Annotated in this window: 17 protein-coding genes; 10 read left to right on the top strand and 7 right to left on the bottom strand. The window is 58.2% G+C overall.

The genetic code is table 11. From position 1 onward, the window contains the following. Positions 1-68: 68 nt before the first annotated feature. Entirely contained in the window at positions 69-2,498 is a 2,430-nt protein-coding gene (hrpB, locus tag AFK67_RS03910) for an ATP-dependent helicase HrpB (protein WP_007715412.1), read from the bottom strand. A gap of 70 nt (positions 2,499-2,568) precedes the next feature. On the opposite strand from hrpB, the gene thpR reads away from it, so the two are divergent. The 7 genes from thpR (at position 2,569) to panB (ending at position 8,220) form a co-directional block, all read left to right on the top strand. Beyond that, positions 2,569-3,099 (top strand): RNA 2',3'-cyclic phosphodiesterase, encoded by a 531-nt coding sequence (gene thpR, locus AFK67_RS03905; protein ID WP_007715415.1) that lies wholly within the window; start codon positions 2,569-2,571, stop codon positions 3,097-3,099. Between the two features lie 9 nt (positions 3,100-3,108). Then, entirely contained in the window at positions 3,109-3,813 is a 705-nt protein-coding gene (gene sfsA, locus AFK67_RS03900) for a DNA/RNA nuclease SfsA (RefSeq protein WP_038884778.1), read from the top strand. Positions 3,814-3,991: 178 nt separating this feature from the next. Continuing rightward, a complete protein-coding gene (gene dksA, locus AFK67_RS03895; protein ID WP_007749299.1) occupies positions 3,992-4,447 on the top strand; it encodes an RNA polymerase-binding protein DksA in 456 nt (151 codons plus the stop codon). A 68-nt stretch (positions 4,448-4,515) separates the two neighbouring features. Next, positions 4,516-5,412 carry a tRNA glutamyl-Q(34) synthetase GluQRS gene (gluQRS, locus tag AFK67_RS03890; RefSeq protein WP_032966714.1) on the top strand — a complete coding sequence of 299 codons (897 nt, stop codon included), beginning with the start codon at positions 4,516-4,518 and terminating at the stop codon, positions 5,410-5,412. Between the two features lie 52 nt (positions 5,413-5,464). After that, complete coding sequence (pcnB, locus tag AFK67_RS03885) at positions 5,465-6,862, top strand: polynucleotide adenylyltransferase PcnB (RefSeq protein ID WP_209019705.1); 1,398 nt, start codon at positions 5,465-5,467, stop codon at positions 6,860-6,862. Further along, a complete protein-coding gene (folK, locus tag AFK67_RS03880) occupies positions 6,859-7,338 on the top strand; it encodes a 2-amino-4-hydroxy-6-hydroxymethyldihydropteridine diphosphokinase (RefSeq protein WP_007715430.1) in 480 nt (159 codons plus the stop codon). Before pcnB ends, folK begins: the two co-directional genes overlap by 4 nt. Before the next feature lie 87 nt (positions 7,339-7,425). Next, positions 7,426-8,220, top strand: a complete 795-nt coding sequence (gene panB / locus AFK67_RS03875; RefSeq protein WP_007715434.1) for a 3-methyl-2-oxobutanoate hydroxymethyltransferase — start codon at positions 7,426-7,428, stop codon at positions 8,218-8,220. Positions 8,221-8,268: 48 nt separating this feature from the next. Here panB and AFK67_RS03870 read toward each other — a convergent pair whose 3' ends face one another. Then, complete coding sequence (locus tag AFK67_RS03870) at positions 8,269-8,811, bottom strand: fimbrial protein (protein WP_032966711.1); 543 nt, start codon at positions 8,809-8,811, stop codon at positions 8,269-8,271. A 486-nt stretch (positions 8,812-9,297) separates the two neighbouring features. Here AFK67_RS03870 and panC point away from each other — a divergent pair, with 486 nt between their 5' ends. Together panC and panD are read left to right on the top strand one after the other, a co-directional pair. Beyond that, on the top strand, positions 9,298-10,152 hold the full coding sequence (panC, locus tag AFK67_RS03865; RefSeq protein WP_007715442.1) for a pantoate--beta-alanine ligase: 855 nt from the start codon (positions 9,298-9,300) through the stop codon (positions 10,150-10,152). A gap of 97 nt (positions 10,153-10,249) precedes the next feature. Continuing rightward, positions 10,250-10,630 (top strand): aspartate 1-decarboxylase, encoded by a 381-nt coding sequence (panD, locus tag AFK67_RS03860; RefSeq protein WP_004387652.1) that lies wholly within the window; start codon positions 10,250-10,252, stop codon positions 10,628-10,630. A gap of 44 nt (positions 10,631-10,674) precedes the next feature. Here panD and AFK67_RS03855 read toward each other — a convergent pair whose 3' ends face one another. The 4 genes from AFK67_RS03855 to AFK67_RS03840 all read right to left on the bottom strand — a co-directional run bounded on the left by AFK67_RS03855 (position 10,675) and on the right by AFK67_RS03840 (position 14,214). After that, on the bottom strand, positions 10,675-11,922 hold the full coding sequence (locus AFK67_RS03855; RefSeq protein ID WP_038884781.1) for a polysaccharide deacetylase family protein: 1,248 nt from the start codon (positions 11,920-11,922) through the stop codon (positions 10,675-10,677). Positions 11,923-12,001: 79 nt separating this feature from the next. After that, positions 12,002-12,433: a PTS sugar transporter subunit IIA gene (locus tag AFK67_RS03850; protein WP_007715452.1), complete on the bottom strand. Its 432-nt coding sequence runs from the start codon at positions 12,431-12,433 to the stop codon at positions 12,002-12,004. Between the two features lie 87 nt (positions 12,434-12,520). Beyond that, positions 12,521-13,291, bottom strand: a complete 771-nt coding sequence (locus tag AFK67_RS03845) for an ABC transporter permease (protein WP_007715454.1) — start codon at positions 13,289-13,291, stop codon at positions 12,521-12,523. Continuing rightward, a complete protein-coding gene (locus tag AFK67_RS03840) occupies positions 13,288-14,214 on the bottom strand; it encodes an ABC transporter ATP-binding protein (RefSeq protein WP_007715456.1) in 927 nt (308 codons plus the stop codon). Before AFK67_RS03840 ends, AFK67_RS03845 begins: the two co-directional genes overlap by 4 nt. A 108-nt stretch (positions 14,215-14,322) precedes the next feature. On the opposite strand from AFK67_RS03840, the gene can reads away from it, so the two are divergent. Further along, on the top strand, positions 14,323-14,985 hold the full coding sequence (gene can, locus AFK67_RS03835; RefSeq protein ID WP_007715458.1) for a carbonate dehydratase: 663 nt from the start codon (positions 14,323-14,325) through the stop codon (positions 14,983-14,985). A gap of 54 nt (positions 14,986-15,039) precedes the next feature. Here can and hpt read toward each other — a convergent pair whose 3' ends face one another. After that, the gene (gene hpt, locus AFK67_RS03830; protein WP_007727223.1) at positions 15,040-15,576 is read right to left on the bottom strand and encodes a hypoxanthine phosphoribosyltransferase; all 537 of its coding nucleotides are present in this window, start codon (positions 15,574-15,576) and stop codon (positions 15,040-15,042) included. Between the last annotated feature and the right edge of the window lie 17 nt (positions 15,577-15,593).

Here is a 15,593-nt window from a genome sequence, read left to right as displayed (position 1 = left end):
ATTCTTGGCTCTTCCGCCCGCAGGCGGAAGAAGAAAGCTCTCAAATCATCGCGACGGCATCGCCGCCGCTACTGATACTTTTTGGTGCGCCGGGTTGGCAGCGCGTTAGCCGGATCGTCCGGCCAGACGTGTTTCGGGTAGCGCCCTTTCATCTCTTTCTGCACCTCTTTCCAGGCGCCGCGCCAGAACGCGCTGAGATCGCGCGTGATTTGCAGCGGCCGCTGGGCGGGTGAAAGCAGTTCGAGCGTGAGAGGCACCCGACCTTCAGCGATAACCGGTGTTTCCGCCTCGCCAAACATCTCCTGAATGCGCACCGCCAGCGCCGGTGGGTTTTCCTCATGATAGCGAATCGCTATCCGGCTGCCGGTCGGCACAGTGTAATGCCCCGGCAGCGCACTATCCAGCCGTTGCCGCTGCTGCCAGTCGAGTAAATGCAGCAGCGCCTGGGCGAGATTGATGTTTTTCAGCGCACGCAACGAGTGAACGCCGCGCAGTTCCGGCAGCAGCCAGACATCCAGCGACGCCAGCAGCGCCTCGTCGCTCACGTCCGGCCACGGGTGTTCCGGCAGAAAGCGCGCCGCGCAGTGTAAACGCAGGCGCAGCTGTTCGGCCTCCGGCGTCCAGTTAAGAACAGAAAGCCCTTTTTCGCGAATGCCGTTGAGCATCGCCTGATGCAGTTCTTCTTCGGAGGGTTTTGAAAGCGGCTGGGTTTTCAGCACCAGTTGGCCGACCTGCCAGCGGCGCTGCGCGCGCAGCGTGCCTTGTTCGTCGTTCCACTCCAGCGAGTCGCGCTGGCGCAACAGATCCGGGCAATCAGCAATCAGCGCGTCGATGTCCAGCGGCAGCGCCTGTAAAATCCGCGCGTCGGCGCTGTGGCTGCCCTGCAACAGCAGCGGCGCGATAAGCCATTCGTAGCGCGTCATCGCGTCGTCTTTATCGAGCATCGCGCCCATGCCGTTGGCGAGCTGATAACGCCCCTCTTCGCCGCGACGCCGCGCGATGCGGTCGCTGAACGCGCCAGCCAGCAGCGAGGGAGCAAGCGTCAGCGACGGCGCGCCGCCTTTCGCGTTCAGCCGCTTCATCAACTGCACGCTACGGGCCTGCCAGTTGCCCTGGCTTCTGGAAAGCGCGCCGCGCAAATCCGTCTCCGTGCCGCGCGGCGGCTCTTCGAGAATAGCGGCGAGCCGCACCGCCGTCGCCTGGGCGTCCGCGCCCTGCGCGCTGACCAGCATCGCCGCGAGCCGCGGATCGTTGCCGAGCTGCGCCATCTGGCGTCCACGCGCGGTCAGTTGGCCATCTTTCAGCGCGCCAAGCGTGGTCAGCAGCTGGCGCGCGGCGGCAAGGTTCACCGCAGGCGGCAGATCCAGCCAGTTGAGTTCGGCGACATCGCGACAGCCCCACATCAGCAGCTCCAGCAGAAGCCCGGAGAGATCGCTCTGGGTGATTTCGGCTTCCGCCTGCGCGCTTGCGCGCTCCGCCTGTTCTTTCGGGATGAGATGCAGACAGATGCCCGGCTCAAGACGCCCGGCGCGACCGGCCCGCTGGGTCATTGAGGCCTGGCTGATGCGCTGGGTGATAAGTCGCGTCAGGCCGGTGCGGGCGTCAAAGCGCGCCACGCGCTCCTGCGCGCTGTCCACCACCAGCCGGATGCCTTCGATGGTCAGGCTGGTTTCCGCGATATTGGTGGCCAGCACCACTTTGCGAAAGCCTGGCGGCGCGGGCAGGATGGCTTTGCGCTGTTCGGCGAGCGGCAGTGCGCCGTAGAGCGGACAGAGCAGCACATCGCGCCCGACGCGTTCTGCAAGCTGCGTCTGTACCCGCTGGATCTCGCCCACGCCCGGCAAAAACAGCAGCAGCGAGCCCGCCTCTTCGCGAAGCAGCCCACTGACCGCCTGCGCGACAGCCTCATCAAAACGCTGATGCGTCGGCAGCGGCTGGTAGCGCCGCGTCACCGGAAAGCTGCGCCCTTCGGACACCACCGTCGGCGCCTGCGGCAATAGCGCCTGGAGACGATCGTTATCGAGCGTCGCGGACATGATCAGCAGCTTAAGATCCTCGCGCAGCCCTTGCTGGACATCGAGCAGCAGCGCCAGCGCGAGATCCGCCTGCAGGCTGCGCTCGTGGAACTCATCGAGAATGACCAGCGACACGCCGGACAGCTCCGGGTCACGCTGCAGCAGCCGCGTCAGAATGCCTTCGGTCACCACTTCCAGCCGGGTGGCCGGGCCGGTGCAACTCTCGGCGCGCATGCGGTAGCCGACGGTTTCGCCGCACGGCTCGCCAAGCTGATCCGCCAGCCGCTGCGCCACGTTGCGCGCCGCCAGCCGCCGGGGCTCCAGCATGATGATTTTCCCGTCGACGACGCCGGATTTCAGGATCTCCAGCGGCAGCCAGGTCGATTTCCCGGCGCCGGTCGGGGCGCTAAGCAGTACCTGAGGCGCGAGCTTCAGGGCGTTGAGTAGTTCAGGCAAAACGGCGGCGACCGGTAAAGACGACACGACAGGCTCCAGGGGGTTACTATGAAAGGCACGCATTGTAGCATTCCCCCGATCATTACGAGTTACCGCTATGTCAGACCAGAAACGGCTGTTTTTCGCGCTGCCTCTGCCCGCCGAGCTTCAGCAACACATCATGGAATGGCGCGCCGAGACCTTCGCGCCCGACGCGGGCAGGCCCATCGCCGCCGCTAATCTGCATATTACGCTCGCTTTTTTAGGCGACGTCAGCGCGCAGAAGCAACGCACGCTCAGCGCGCTCGCCGGGCGTATCAGCCAGCAGGCATTTACGCTGCATCTTGATGACGCGGGCCACTGGCCCCGCTCGCAGGTGGTCTGGCTGGGCTCGCGCCAGCCGCCGCGCGGCCTGTTGCAGCTCGCGAATCTTCTGCGCGCGCAGGCCGCGCGCAGCGGTTGCCCACAAAGCGCGCAGCCCTTTCATCCGCATGTCACATTACTGCGTAACGCTCAGCACCCGGTCAGGCTGCCGCCGCCAGGGTTTGGCTGGGCGCTTGCCGCGCGGGAATTTGTGCTGTATGAGTCGCGTTTTGAAAAGGGACGTACCCGTTACCAGCCGCTGGAGCGCTGGTCTCTTAACCCATAAGGAAGCGACATGGAATTTACGCCCGCCCTGCAACCGGCCCGGCTGATTGCGCGCTATAAGCGCTTTCTTGCCGATGTGGTTACGCCACAAGGCGAAACCCTGACCCTGCACTGCCCGAACACCGGCGCGATGACCGGCTGCGCGACGCCGGGGGATACCGTCTGGTATTCCACCTCAAGCGTTGCGACGCGCAAATACCCGCACACCTGGGAGCTGACGCAGACCCGTGAGGGCGCGTTGATTTGCGTGAATACGCTGCGGGCGAACGCCGTCGTGAAAGAGACGCTACAGGCGCAGCGGCTGCCTGCGTTTGCCGGTTACGAGAGCCTGAAGAGCGAAGTGAAGTACGGCGCGGAGCGCAGCCGAATTGACTTCATGTTACAGGCGAGTGACAAGGTTAACTGCTATATTGAGGTGAAATCCGTGACGCTGTCGGAGCCGGATTCAGGCTACTTCCCGGATGCGGTGACCGCGCGCGGTCAGAAGCATTTACGGGAGCTGATGAGCGTAGTGGAAAACGGGGATCGCGCCGTGCTGTTGTTCGCCGTGCTGCACTCCGCCATTACGCAGGTCGCTCCGGCACGCCACATTGATGAACGCTACGCCGACCTCTTAAGCGAGGCGCAGCGCAAGGGGGTGGAAGTCCTGGCCTGGAAGGCCTCGCTCTCCGCCAGTGAGATAACGCTGACGTCGCCTTTGCCGGTTCGCTTATAACCAGTTGATCCGCAATCGACTAATAATGATACGGCCGCGTGCGCAAATACGCTTTTCCTCACAGGGTTGTCAAGTGTAACGTTTAGATAATTGCTATCCTGAAAAGCTTCTGTTATTTATAGCGGCCTGATTTTTCCCCCGAGAAGGGGATCGATAGTGCGTGTTAAGGAGAAGCAACATGCAAGAAGGGCAAAACCGTAAAACATCGTCCCTGAGTATTCTCGCCATCGCTGGGGTGGAGCCGTATCAGGAGAAGCCGGGCGAAGAGTATATGAACGAAGCCCAGCTGGCGCACTTCAAGCGTATTCTTGAGGCATGGCGTAATCAACTCCGGGATGAAGTCGATCGCACCGTAACCCATATGCAGGATGAAGCTGCAAACTTCCCGGATCCGGTAGACCGTGCCGCCCAGGAAGAAGAATTCAGCCTTGAGCTGCGTAACCGTGACCGTGAGCGTAAGCTCATCAAAAAGATTGAAAAAACGCTGAAAAAAGTGGAAGACGAAGATTTCGGCTACTGCGAATCCTGCGGTGTTGAAATCGGTATCCGTCGCCTCGAAGCGCGTCCGACCGCCGATCTGTGCATCGACTGTAAGACGCTCGCCGAAATCCGCGAAAAACAGATGGCCGGCTAATCACCGACACACATTAATAACACTTACGGCGGGATTTCCCGCCGTATTCTTTTATGTCCGCCATCGCCATGTCTGTTAAACCTTATATCGGGCGTTTTGCCCCCTCTCCTTCCGGCGAACTGCATTTCGGCTCGCTTATCGCCGCGCTCGGCAGTTATCTGCAGGCCCGCGCCTCGCAGGGTACCTGGCTGGTGCGCATTGAAGATATCGATCCGCCGCGCGAAGTGCCCGGCGCCGCCGACGCGATCCTGCGCCAGCTTGAGCACTACGGCCTGCACTGGGACGGCGAGGTGCTGTACCAGTCGCAACGCCACGACGCCTACCGCGAGGCGCTAACATACCTGCGCGAGCACGGGCTGAGCTACTACTGCACCTGCCCGCGCAGCCGCATTCAGCAGATGGGCGGCGTCTATGACGGCCACTGCCGCACGCGGCGCCTCGGCCCGGAAAACGCCGCCGTGCGCCTGCTGCAGACGCATCCGGTGATGGCCTTCACCGATACCCTGCGTGGCGAACTCGCTGCCGACCCGGCGCTCGCGCGCGAAGATTTTATTATTCATCGCCGCGACGGGCTGTTCGCCTATAACCTGGCGGTCGTGGTGGATGATCACTTCCAGGGCGTGACGGAAATCGTACGCGGGGCGGATCTTATCGCGCCGACGGTGCGCCAGATTTCGCTCTATCAGCAACTGGGGTGGCAGGCGCCGGATTACGTGCATCTGCCGCTGGTGGTCAACCCGGACGGCAATAAACTATCCAAGCAGAATCACGCGCCGCCGCTGCCCGAGGGCGATCCGCGTCCGGTGCTGGCCGCCGCGCTGGGGTTCTTAAATCAGCCGGTCGATGACGACTGGCGCGCGCTTTCCACCGAAACGCTGTTGCGTAATGCGGTGGAAAAATGGGATCTCAGCGCGGTGCCTGCGGCGGTGGCCGCGAATCCGGCATTCTCAAATGCGTTGCGCTGAGCTATATTAGCCGCTGTTTTTTGTCCAGAGACTGACACTACCGAGGTGCACCATTTTTACCCGAGTCGCTAATTTTTGCCGTAAGGTGTTAAACCGCGAGGAGAGCGTGGTTGACGAAGGCGCCGCACAGCCCGCCATAACCATTATCCCGCGTGAACAGCACACTATCTCCCGCAAAGATATCAGTGAGAACGCGCTCAAAGTGATGTACCGCCTGAACAAAGCCGGTTATGAAGCCTGGCTGGTGGGCGGCGGTGTGCGCGATCTGCTGCTTGGCAAAAAACCGAAAGATTTCGACATCACCACCAACGCCACGCCGGATCAGGTGCGCAAGCTGTTTCGCAACTGCCGCCTCGTTGGCCGCCGTTTCCGTCTGGCGCACGTTATGTTCGGCCCTGAAATCATCGAAGTCGCCACCTTCCGTGGCCATCATGAAGAGAGCGTGAGCGATCGCGCCACGTCACAGCGCGGCCAGAACGGCATGCTGCTGCGCGACAACATCTTCGGCTCTATCGAAGAAGACGCCCAGCGTCGCGACTTCACCATCAACAGCCTTTACTACAGCGTGGCCGATTTCACGGTGCGCGATTACGTAGGCGGTCTTAACGATCTGAATGACGGCATTATCCGTCTGATTGGCGATCCGGAAACCCGCTACCGCGAAGATCCGGTGCGTATGCTGCGCGCGGTGCGTTTCGCCGCCAAGCTTGATATGCGCATCAGCCCGGAGACCGGCGAGCCGATTCCGCGCCTCGCCACGCTGTTAAACGATGTGCCGCCGGCGCGTCTGTTTGAAGAATCCTTAAAGCTGTTACAGGCGGGCTACGGTTACGCCACGTATCGCCTGCTGTGCGAATATAACCTGTTCCAGCCGCTGTTCCCGGGCATTAGCCGCTATTTCACCGAGAAAGGTGACAGCCCGATGGAGCGCATTATCACGCAGGTGCTGAAAAACACCGATAACCGCATTCATAACGACATGCGCGTGAACCCGGCGTTCCTGTTTGCCGCCATGTACTGGTATCCGCAGCTCGAAATGGCGCAGAAAATCGCCCAGGAGAGCGGGCTTGCCTACTACGACGCCTTCGCGCTGGCGATGAACGACGTGCTGGACGAAGCCTGCCGCTCGCTCGCGATCCCGAAACGCATCACCACGCTTATTCGTGATATCTGGATGTTGCAGCTGCGCCTGTCGCGCCGTCAGGGCAAACGCGCCTGGAAGCTGATGGAGCATCCGAAATTCCGCGCCGCCTACGATCTGCTGGCGCTGCGCGCCGAAGCCGAGAACAACGGCGAGCTGCAACGCCTGACGAACTGGTGGGGCGAATTCCAGTCCGCCGCGCCGCCGCTGCAAAAAAATATGCTCACCGATCTGGGCGACGAACCGGCTGAACGCCGTCGTCAGCGTCGTCCCCGCCGCCGCGCTCCGCGCCGCGAGGGCAGCGCGTGACCCTTGCCTATATCGCGCTCGGCAGCAATCTCGCCGAGCCGCTTTCTCAGGTGAATGACGCGCTGGCCGCGCTGGCGCAGATCCCACACAGCCGGATCGTGGCGACCTCGCCGTTTTACCGCACGCCACCGCTGGGCCCGCAGGATCAGCCTGATTACCTCAACGCCGCTGTCGCGCTGGAAACCGCGCTCGCACCGGAGGCATTGCTGGATAATACGCAGCGCATCGAGCTGCAACAGGGACGGGTGCGTAAGGCGGAGCGCTGGGGGCCGCGCACGCTCGATCTCGACATCATGCTGTTTGGCGACGAGACGATACACACCGAACGGCTGACGGTTCCTCATTACGACATGAAAAACCGCGCCTTTATGCTGCTGCCGCTTGCAGAGATCGCGCCCGCGCTGCGCTTCCCGGATGGCGAATGCGTAGCTGAGGTGCTTGAACGCCTTGATTGTTCAGCAATTCGCCACTGGTAAAGCAAAAACTTCCTCTTCGCATTTCCGCGCAGTATCCTCCCGCAATCGCATCGTTTACACTGCTTTTTTTCTGTTTGCGGGACACCCATGAAACCGACAACCATTTCTCAATTGCGACGCCTGAAGGAAGCGGGCAAGAAGTTCGCCACCATTACCGCCTACGATTTCAGTTTTGCGAAACTCTTTGAAGAAGAAGGGATTGGCGTCATGCTGGTCGGCGATTCTTTGGGCATGACAGTCCAGGGACACGACTCCACCCTGCCGGTAACGGTAGACGATATCGCCTACCATACCCGTGCCGTGCGTCGCGGCGCACCGCACTGTCTGCTGCTCGCAGACCTGCCGTTTATGGCCTACCCCACGCCAGAACAGGCGTTTGAAAACAGCGCCGCCGTGATGCGCGCAGGTGCCAATATGGTGAAAATTGAGGGTGGCCGCTGGCTTGCTGACACGGTACGCATGCTGACCGAGCGCGCCGTGCCGGTGTGTGGCCATCTGGGCCTGACGCCGCAGTCGGTGAATATTTTCGGCGGTTATAAAGTGCAGGGTCGCGATGACGCCGCTGCGCAGACGCTGCTGGACGACGCGTTAGCGCTGGAGGCCGCAGGCGCGCAACTACTGGTGCTGGAATGCGTGCCGGTCGCGCTGGCGCAGCGCATTACCAGCGCGCTTTCAATTCCGGTTATCGGCATCGGCGCAGGCAACGTGACGGACGGGCAGATTCTGGTGATGCATGACGCCTTCGGCATTACTGGCGGCCATATCCCCAAATTTGCCAAAAACTTTCTGGCGCAAGCGGGTGATATGCGTGCGGCGGTACGTGAGTATATTGCAGAAGTGGAGTCCGGCGTTTATCCGGGAGCTGAGCACAGTTTCAATTAATCACAAAAAAGCGGCGCTTATGTGCCGCTTTTTATTATCAGCGTTTCCTTACAGACGCTGAATTTCAATCGTCATGGTTCCCTGATAATCGCCAGGCACTACATCCTGATTGTGCAATTTCACCATGCCCAGTTTAAATTTCGTGAAAGGTAAAACAGCGCGAAGCGTGCCGGTGTTGATAGCAACCGGAATACCGTCGGTGTTGTAAGTCGCAACGCCAATACCCTTAGCCGCATCTTCGCTGGTGCTATTGTTCGCAAGGACCGTGCCGCTGGCATTGTCTTTTTCACCGGTGAACCTGAAGAAAATATGATTATTTTCAACCTGAGAACGGCAATAGTCCGTATTGCTGACTGTTAGCATTAACGTTGTACCTCCAGTGTAGACTTTATTCTGGTCTCCAAGGTCATCAACAGAAGTATTAAAATTAATGGCGCTTTGGCTAAGTCCTACGGCACAGGATGTCTCGTAACCCGTATTTAGCGTACCAAAAATATGGACCTGTGCATCGCTATCACTGACGCTAACCTGCGCCAATGCCTGAGAGATAAACAGGGATGATAAAATTAGCATCCCAGCTACTTTTTTCATAAAGGGTCCTCACTATATAGAATTATACCGACGGAGAAGCTGTCCGTCTGACTGATGCGCAGAAAAACGTGAGCGCGGCGTGGTTAAAAACATTCACGCCGCAAATAACAACTATTTTTCACCGCATCCGCACAATTCTAGCAAAGATTATTTTCACTTCTTCACGGATGATGCGTTGAAATATAACCTCAAAATATCAATAAAACTATTTCAGGCTAAATAGCAGGCGAATACATTCATTATATTTATATTCGGCGGCGAACTTCTGTTAACGGAACCCGCAATGACTTCGCTTTACTATTTGTGATTTGAATAGATACATCCTCTACTCCGGTAACATGACGCTTGCCGCATCGCTGCCACGCGTCGTTGCCCTAACCTGGCGTAAACCCGATGTCAGGCATTGTGATGACCGCGTATTGTGCGTATCGTCATGCCCGGAGCTATTCACACAAGCATATTGTTTTCACTACAGGAGTCTTGATTGTGTTGATTATTGAAACCTTACCGCTGCTGCGTCAGCATATCCGCCGCCTGCGTATGGAAGGCAAACGCATCGCACTGGTGCCGACGATGGGTAATCTTCATGATGGCCATATGAAACTGGTGGATGAGGCGAAAGCCCATGCCGATGCGGTGGTGGTAAGCATTTTCGTTAATCCGATGCAGTTTGACCGCGCCGACGATCTTGCGCGCTACCCGCGCACGCTTCAGGAAGACTGTGAAAAACTGAAAAAACGCGGCGCGGATATTGTCTTCGCCCCGACCCCAGAAGAAGTCTATCCGCAGGGCATGGGCGAGCAGACATTTGTCGATGTCCCGGGCATTTCAACCATCCTCGAAGGCGCGAGCCGTCCGGGACATTTTCGCGGCGTCTCCACCGTCGTCAGCAAGCTTTTTAACCTGGTTCAGCCGGACGTGGCTTGCTTCGGTGAAAAGGATTATCAACAGCTCGCGCTGATCCGCAAAATGGTCGCCGATATGGGCTATGACATCGATATCATCGGCGTGCCGACGGTGCGTGCTAAAGACGGTCTGGCGCTCAGTTCGCGTAACGGCTATCTCACCAGTGACCAGCGCAAAATCGCGCCGGGCCTGAGCAAAGTGATGAATGCGATGGCAGAGAAACTGCGCACAGGCGAGCGCGATCTGGAGGCGATTATCGCCGCGGCACGCGAGGAACTCAGCGAGAAAGGCTTCCGCCCCGACGACCTGCAAATCCGCGATGCCGACACGCTGCTGGCGCTCTCGCCTGCAAGCAAACGGGCGGTGATCCTGATGGCCGCATGGCTTGGTCAGGCGCGGTTAATCGACAATCAGACCGTGGAGTTAGCCCAGTAGACAGCATGGTTAAAAAGGGCAATACTGCCCGGGATAAATTCCTGGCGCCGGGTCACCGCCCGGCGCTGACGACATTCTGGTAAACAGGGTTCAAGTTATGATTCGCACCATGTTGCAGGGCAAACTGCACCGCGTCAAAGTTACTCAGGCGGACCTGCATTATGAAGGCTCCTGCGCCATCGATCAGGATTTCCTCGAGGCCGCGGGCATTCTGGAATATGAAGCTATTGATATCTACAACGTGACCAACGGGAAACGTTTTTCGACTTACGCTATCGCGGGCGAGCGCGGCTCGAAAATCATTTCGGTCAACGGCGCGGCAGCCCACTGCGCGGATGTCGGCGATATCCTGATTATCGCAAGCTATGTGACCATGCCGGATGAGCAGGCGCGCAGCTGGCAGCCGAAAGTCGCCTATTTTGACGGCGACAACGAGATGAAACGTCTCGCCAAAGCGGTGCCGGTGCAGGTGGCGTAAGCGCCCCGTCCCGGCAGATAAAGCCCTCCTCGCGAGGGCTTTTTTTATCCCTGTGGTTGGTTACTGATGATTTTCGACATGGTTTCGAGCGAGTCGGTGCGCAGAATATAGAGGCGTTTTAGCAGGAACGGGTTATCACCCGGCTTCACCTTCCCTTTCACCGTCGTCACCGCCAGATGAAACCCGGCGTCGCCCGCCGCCTTCACCGCTTTATCGTCATAACCGCCGAACGGATACGAGAGAAACAGCACGTGCGGGTTGAACTGGCCCAGCGCGCGGCGCGAGCGTTTGTAATCAAAAAGAATATTGTGATACGTGCGGCTTAGCAGGATCGGATGATGCGCGCCGTCGGTGCGGTGCAGAAAATGGGTGTGCGATTGAATATCAAACACGTCCTGAATCGCCTTCAGCTCAGACACGCTCATGAACTGCAGCGATTTTGGCGCCCACGGCTGCGGGTGGCGCTTAATGCGTGACGAGATAATAAATGCCGTCGCCTTAAAGCCATACTCTTTAAGCACCGGATAGGCGTAGCGATACACCGATTTCAGGCCGTCGTCGAAGGTAATGACCACCGCGCGGGCGGGCAGATTAGCGCGGTTATGCACGTAGCCGTCGAGATCGTAGAGGCTCAGCGTGGCGTAGCCCTGGTCGCGCAGCCAGGTCATCTGGTTACTGAACGCGCGCACCGAGGTCGTGGTGGAGGTATGACGAAACCGGGTGTTCTCTTCATCACGCAGGATATGGTGATACGTCAGCACCGGAATGCCGTTATCCTCCTGCGCCTCCAGGCTGCTGACATAGCCCAGCCGGTCGCCGATGCGAATCTGATACCAGGTCTGGTTCAGGCGGTCTTTCAGTTTGCCGACAATCGGGTAACGCAGGTTTTGCGCGAGCGTGCCGAGCGGCGCGCTGTTGATGTCCGGCTCGTTATAGAGAGTAACATCCCGCCAGGTCAGCAAATTCTGGTTGCTGAGCGGTTTATTGAGATCGCCCAGGCTGTCTTTCACCCGGTTGTTGCCCTGCACGTCGGTCAGGTGATTTTTGTCGATAAAACCGGTGCCGAAACCGAAGCGGAATTCATAATAGTCGGCGGCAATCGGGACAACGGCGAGCAGTTGCCCTTCGCGGATCGTGCCGACAGTCTGCACGTTATCGCCCACTTTAGCCCAGATGGCGGCATCTTCCGTGGTTTGCATATATTGCGCGGGAACGGGGTCATTGCCGAGCAGGCTCGCCTGCGCGACGCCTGCACAGACCATCAGCAGGCAGATAAAAAGACGCTTTAACATAGAAATGAAGGAACAGTGACGGCCAGAGGTGAAATTGTGTGCATTTTAACAAAAGTGACATGAATACCAAGTCAATCTGTTATTTATCGCGCAGCAGGACAAACGGCGGGTTCTTTTGTTGCTGATGCCAGAGGCTGGTGACGCCCTCGCCGCCAGCCTGCACGATGGCGTCGCGAAACGCGGCGCTGTCGCACGCGTCGCGTAGCGGGTACATCTGCGTCAGCAACGCCATGGTGACCCCGGCAATCACTTCGCTGTGCGGGTATTTATGGCTTAACAACGCCGCCGCGCGATACGGCGCGCCGCCGACGGTGTCGGTGAGGAAAATGACGCCGTCGCCAGCATCCACGTGCCAGAGCGCGTCGCACATCATGCGGCTTAGCATATTGGTGCTGAGCCCCGCCCAGTAATCCACCGTGCGGCACAGCGTCAGCGGGCCATACTGCGCCTCAAGCTTCTCAGCATAGTCGCGGGCGGCGTAATCGTGACAGGCGATAACCCAACCTAACATGGCAGATCTCCTTGCATCAGGTCGGGTAGTGTAGCGAAGTGGCGGCGCGTCGGCGTGATATTCATCAACGCCGACGCGGTTAACGCATCAGGAACGCAGGCCGCGCCCGCGGCTAATGAGATACCAGCACAGCAGGTAGAACGCGACGATAAAGCACGCCAGCACCGCGACGGTAAACAGCAGCGGCACATCAGAAATGCCGAGGAAACCAAAGCGGAAGCCGCTAATCATGTAGACAACCGGGTTTAAATGCGACAGCGCCTGCCAGAACGGCGGCAGCAGCGTCAGTGAATAAAACACCCCGCCAAGATAAGTGAGCGGCGTCAGCACAAAGGTCGGAATGAGGCTGATATCGTCAAACGTTTTGGCGAAGACCGCGTTTAGCAGGCCCGCGAGCGAGAACAGAATAGCGGTCATCAGCAGCGTCAGGGCGACAAACAGCCACGAGTGGACATGGAACGGCACGAAGAACAGCGACACGGCCGTTACCAGCACGCCGACGCACAGCCCGCGCGCCACTCCACCGCCCACATAACCGGCGATAATCACATGCGTAGGCACGGGTGCCACCAGCAGCTCTTCGATATTGCGCTGAAACTTGGCGCTGAAGAATGACGACGCCACGTTGGCGTAGGAGTTGGTGATAACCGCCATCATGATGAGACCCGGCACGATGAACTGCATGTAGCTAAAGCCGTGCATTTCGCCGATACGCGAGCCAATAAGATTGCCGAAAATAATAAAATAGAGGGTCATGGTGATGACCGGCGGCACCAGGGTCTGGATCCAGATGCGGGCGAACCGGTTCACTTCTTTCGCCCAGATACTTTTCAGGGCGACCCAGTAAAGCTGCATCATGCGCGATCTCCTTGTTTTTCATTCACCAGCGTGACGAACAGCTCTTCAAGACGGTTCGCTTTATTACGCATACTCAGCACCTGCACGCCCTGGGCGGTGAGCTGATTAAAGACGCTGTTGATGCCCTGCTCGCGCAGCACTTCCACTTCAAGGGTGGCGGTATCCACCAGACGATACTGATAGCCTTCAAGCTTCGGCAGCGGGCTTTTCGCCGCGAGATCGAGAATAAACGTCTCTGATTTCAGCTTGGAAAGTAGCGATTTCATCGACGTGTTTTCCACCAGTTCACCACGCTGGATGATGCCAATGTTACGGCACAGCATTTCCGCTTCTTCAAGGTAATGCGTGGTGAGAATGATCGTCGTGCCTTTGTCATTGAGATCTTTCAAAAAGCCCCACATCGAGCGGCGCAGTTCGATATCGACGCCCGCCGTCGGTTCATCAAGGATCAGCAGCTTCGGCTCGTGCATCAGGGCGCGGGCAATCATCAGACGACGCTTCATCCCGCCAGAGAGCATACGCGCGCGTTCGTTGCGTTTTTCCCACAGATCGAGCTGGTTTAAATACTTTTCGCTGCGCTCGATGGCCTCCCGGCGCTCCACGCCGTAATAACCCGCCTGATTGACCACGATCTGCTGTACGGTCTCGAAGGGGTTGAAGTTAAACTCCTGCGGCACCAGTCCAAGCTGGCGTTTGGCGTTCACCACATCCCGTTCCAGATCGTACCCAAACACGCGCACCCGACCGGAGGATTTATTGACCAGTGAGCTGATGATGCCGATGGTGGTCGACTTTCCCGCGCCGTTAGGCCCCAGCAGGGCGTAAAAATCCCCCGCTTCGACTTGTAAATCAATGCCGCGCAGCGCCTGTACGCCGCCCGGATAGGTTTTTTTAAGCTGCTCCAGCTCCAGTGCAATTGTCATGGATGTCCAGTCACCTTGTTTTCTTGCATAAGTTGTATGGTTTAAAAAAAAGTTTAGTTGCCCTATATTACCCCAACGCAATTGTCTGGTTACAGGTCGTTAACCTCTATGAAAGATATCAGCACACTTATTAGTAATAACGAAATCTGGTCAAAAATGCTGGTGGAAGAAGACCCTGGCTTTTTTGAACGTCTGGCGCAGGCGCAGAAACCACGATTTCTGTGGATCGGCTGTTCCGACAGCCGCGTACCGGCTGAACGTTTGACCGGCCTTGAGCCGGGCGAGATTTTCGTCCACCGCAACGTCGCGAACCTGGTTATCCACACCGATCTTAACTGCCTCTCTGTGGTGCAGTACGCGGTCGACGTGCTGGAAGTAGAACATATCATTATCTGCGGCCACTACGGCTGCGGCGGCGTGCAGGCGGCGGTGGAAAACCCGGAGCTTGGCCTTATCAACAACTGGCTGCTGCACATCCGCGACATCTGGTTTAAACATAGCGCGCTGCTGAACGAACTGCCGCAGGAGAAACGTCTCGACACCCTGTGCGAGCTGAACGTGATGGAGCAGGTCTATAACCTCGGCCACTCCACCATTATGCAGTCCGCCTGGAAACGCGGCCAGAACGTCACGCTGCACGGCTGGGCTTACGGCATTCACGATGGCCTCCTGCGCGATCTGGACGTGACCGCCACTAACCGCGACACCCTGGAACAGGGCTATCGCAAAGGCGTTTCCAACATTCAGAAAACGCACGCCAGCCATAAGTAAGGGCGTTCGTGAAATAAAAAAGGGGCCAAAGGCCCCTTTTTTTGCGCGCTGGATTTACTCTTCCAGCATCACCACGTTGCCGATATACGGCAGATGACGATAGCGCTGGGCGTAATCGATGCCGTAACCCACCACAAATTTATCCGGGATCGAGAAGCCGACAAACTCCACTTCGACCTCCACTTCGCGACGCGACGGTTTATCCAGCAGCGTACAGATAGCGAGCGATTTCGGCCCGCGCAGGCTCAGGATCTCGCGCACTTTCGACAGCGTATTGCCGGAGTCGATAATATCTTCAACGATCAGCACATCCTTGCCGCGAATATCTTCATCCAGGTCTTTGAGGATTTTGACATCCCGCGTTGAGGACATGCCGCTGCCATAGCTGGAGGCGGTCATAAAATCGACTTCATGCCCGACCTTGACCTGACGACACAGGTCCGCCATGAACATAAAAGAGCCACGCAGCAGCCCAACCAGCACCATTTCGCTGCCGCTGTCCTGATAGCGTTCCGTAATCTGACGGCCCAGTTCCTCAACGCGCGCCTTGATTTCCGCCTCGGAAATCATCACTTCAACAGTATGTTTCATATCGCTAACCGTTTGAT

It is taken from the genome of Cronobacter dublinensis subsp. dublinensis LMG 23823 (genome assembly GCF_001277235.1).
GTDB classification, from domain to species: Bacteria; Pseudomonadota; Gammaproteobacteria; order Enterobacterales; family Enterobacteriaceae; genus Cronobacter; species Cronobacter dublinensis.
This window is presented reverse-complemented; position numbering and strand designations above follow the sequence as displayed.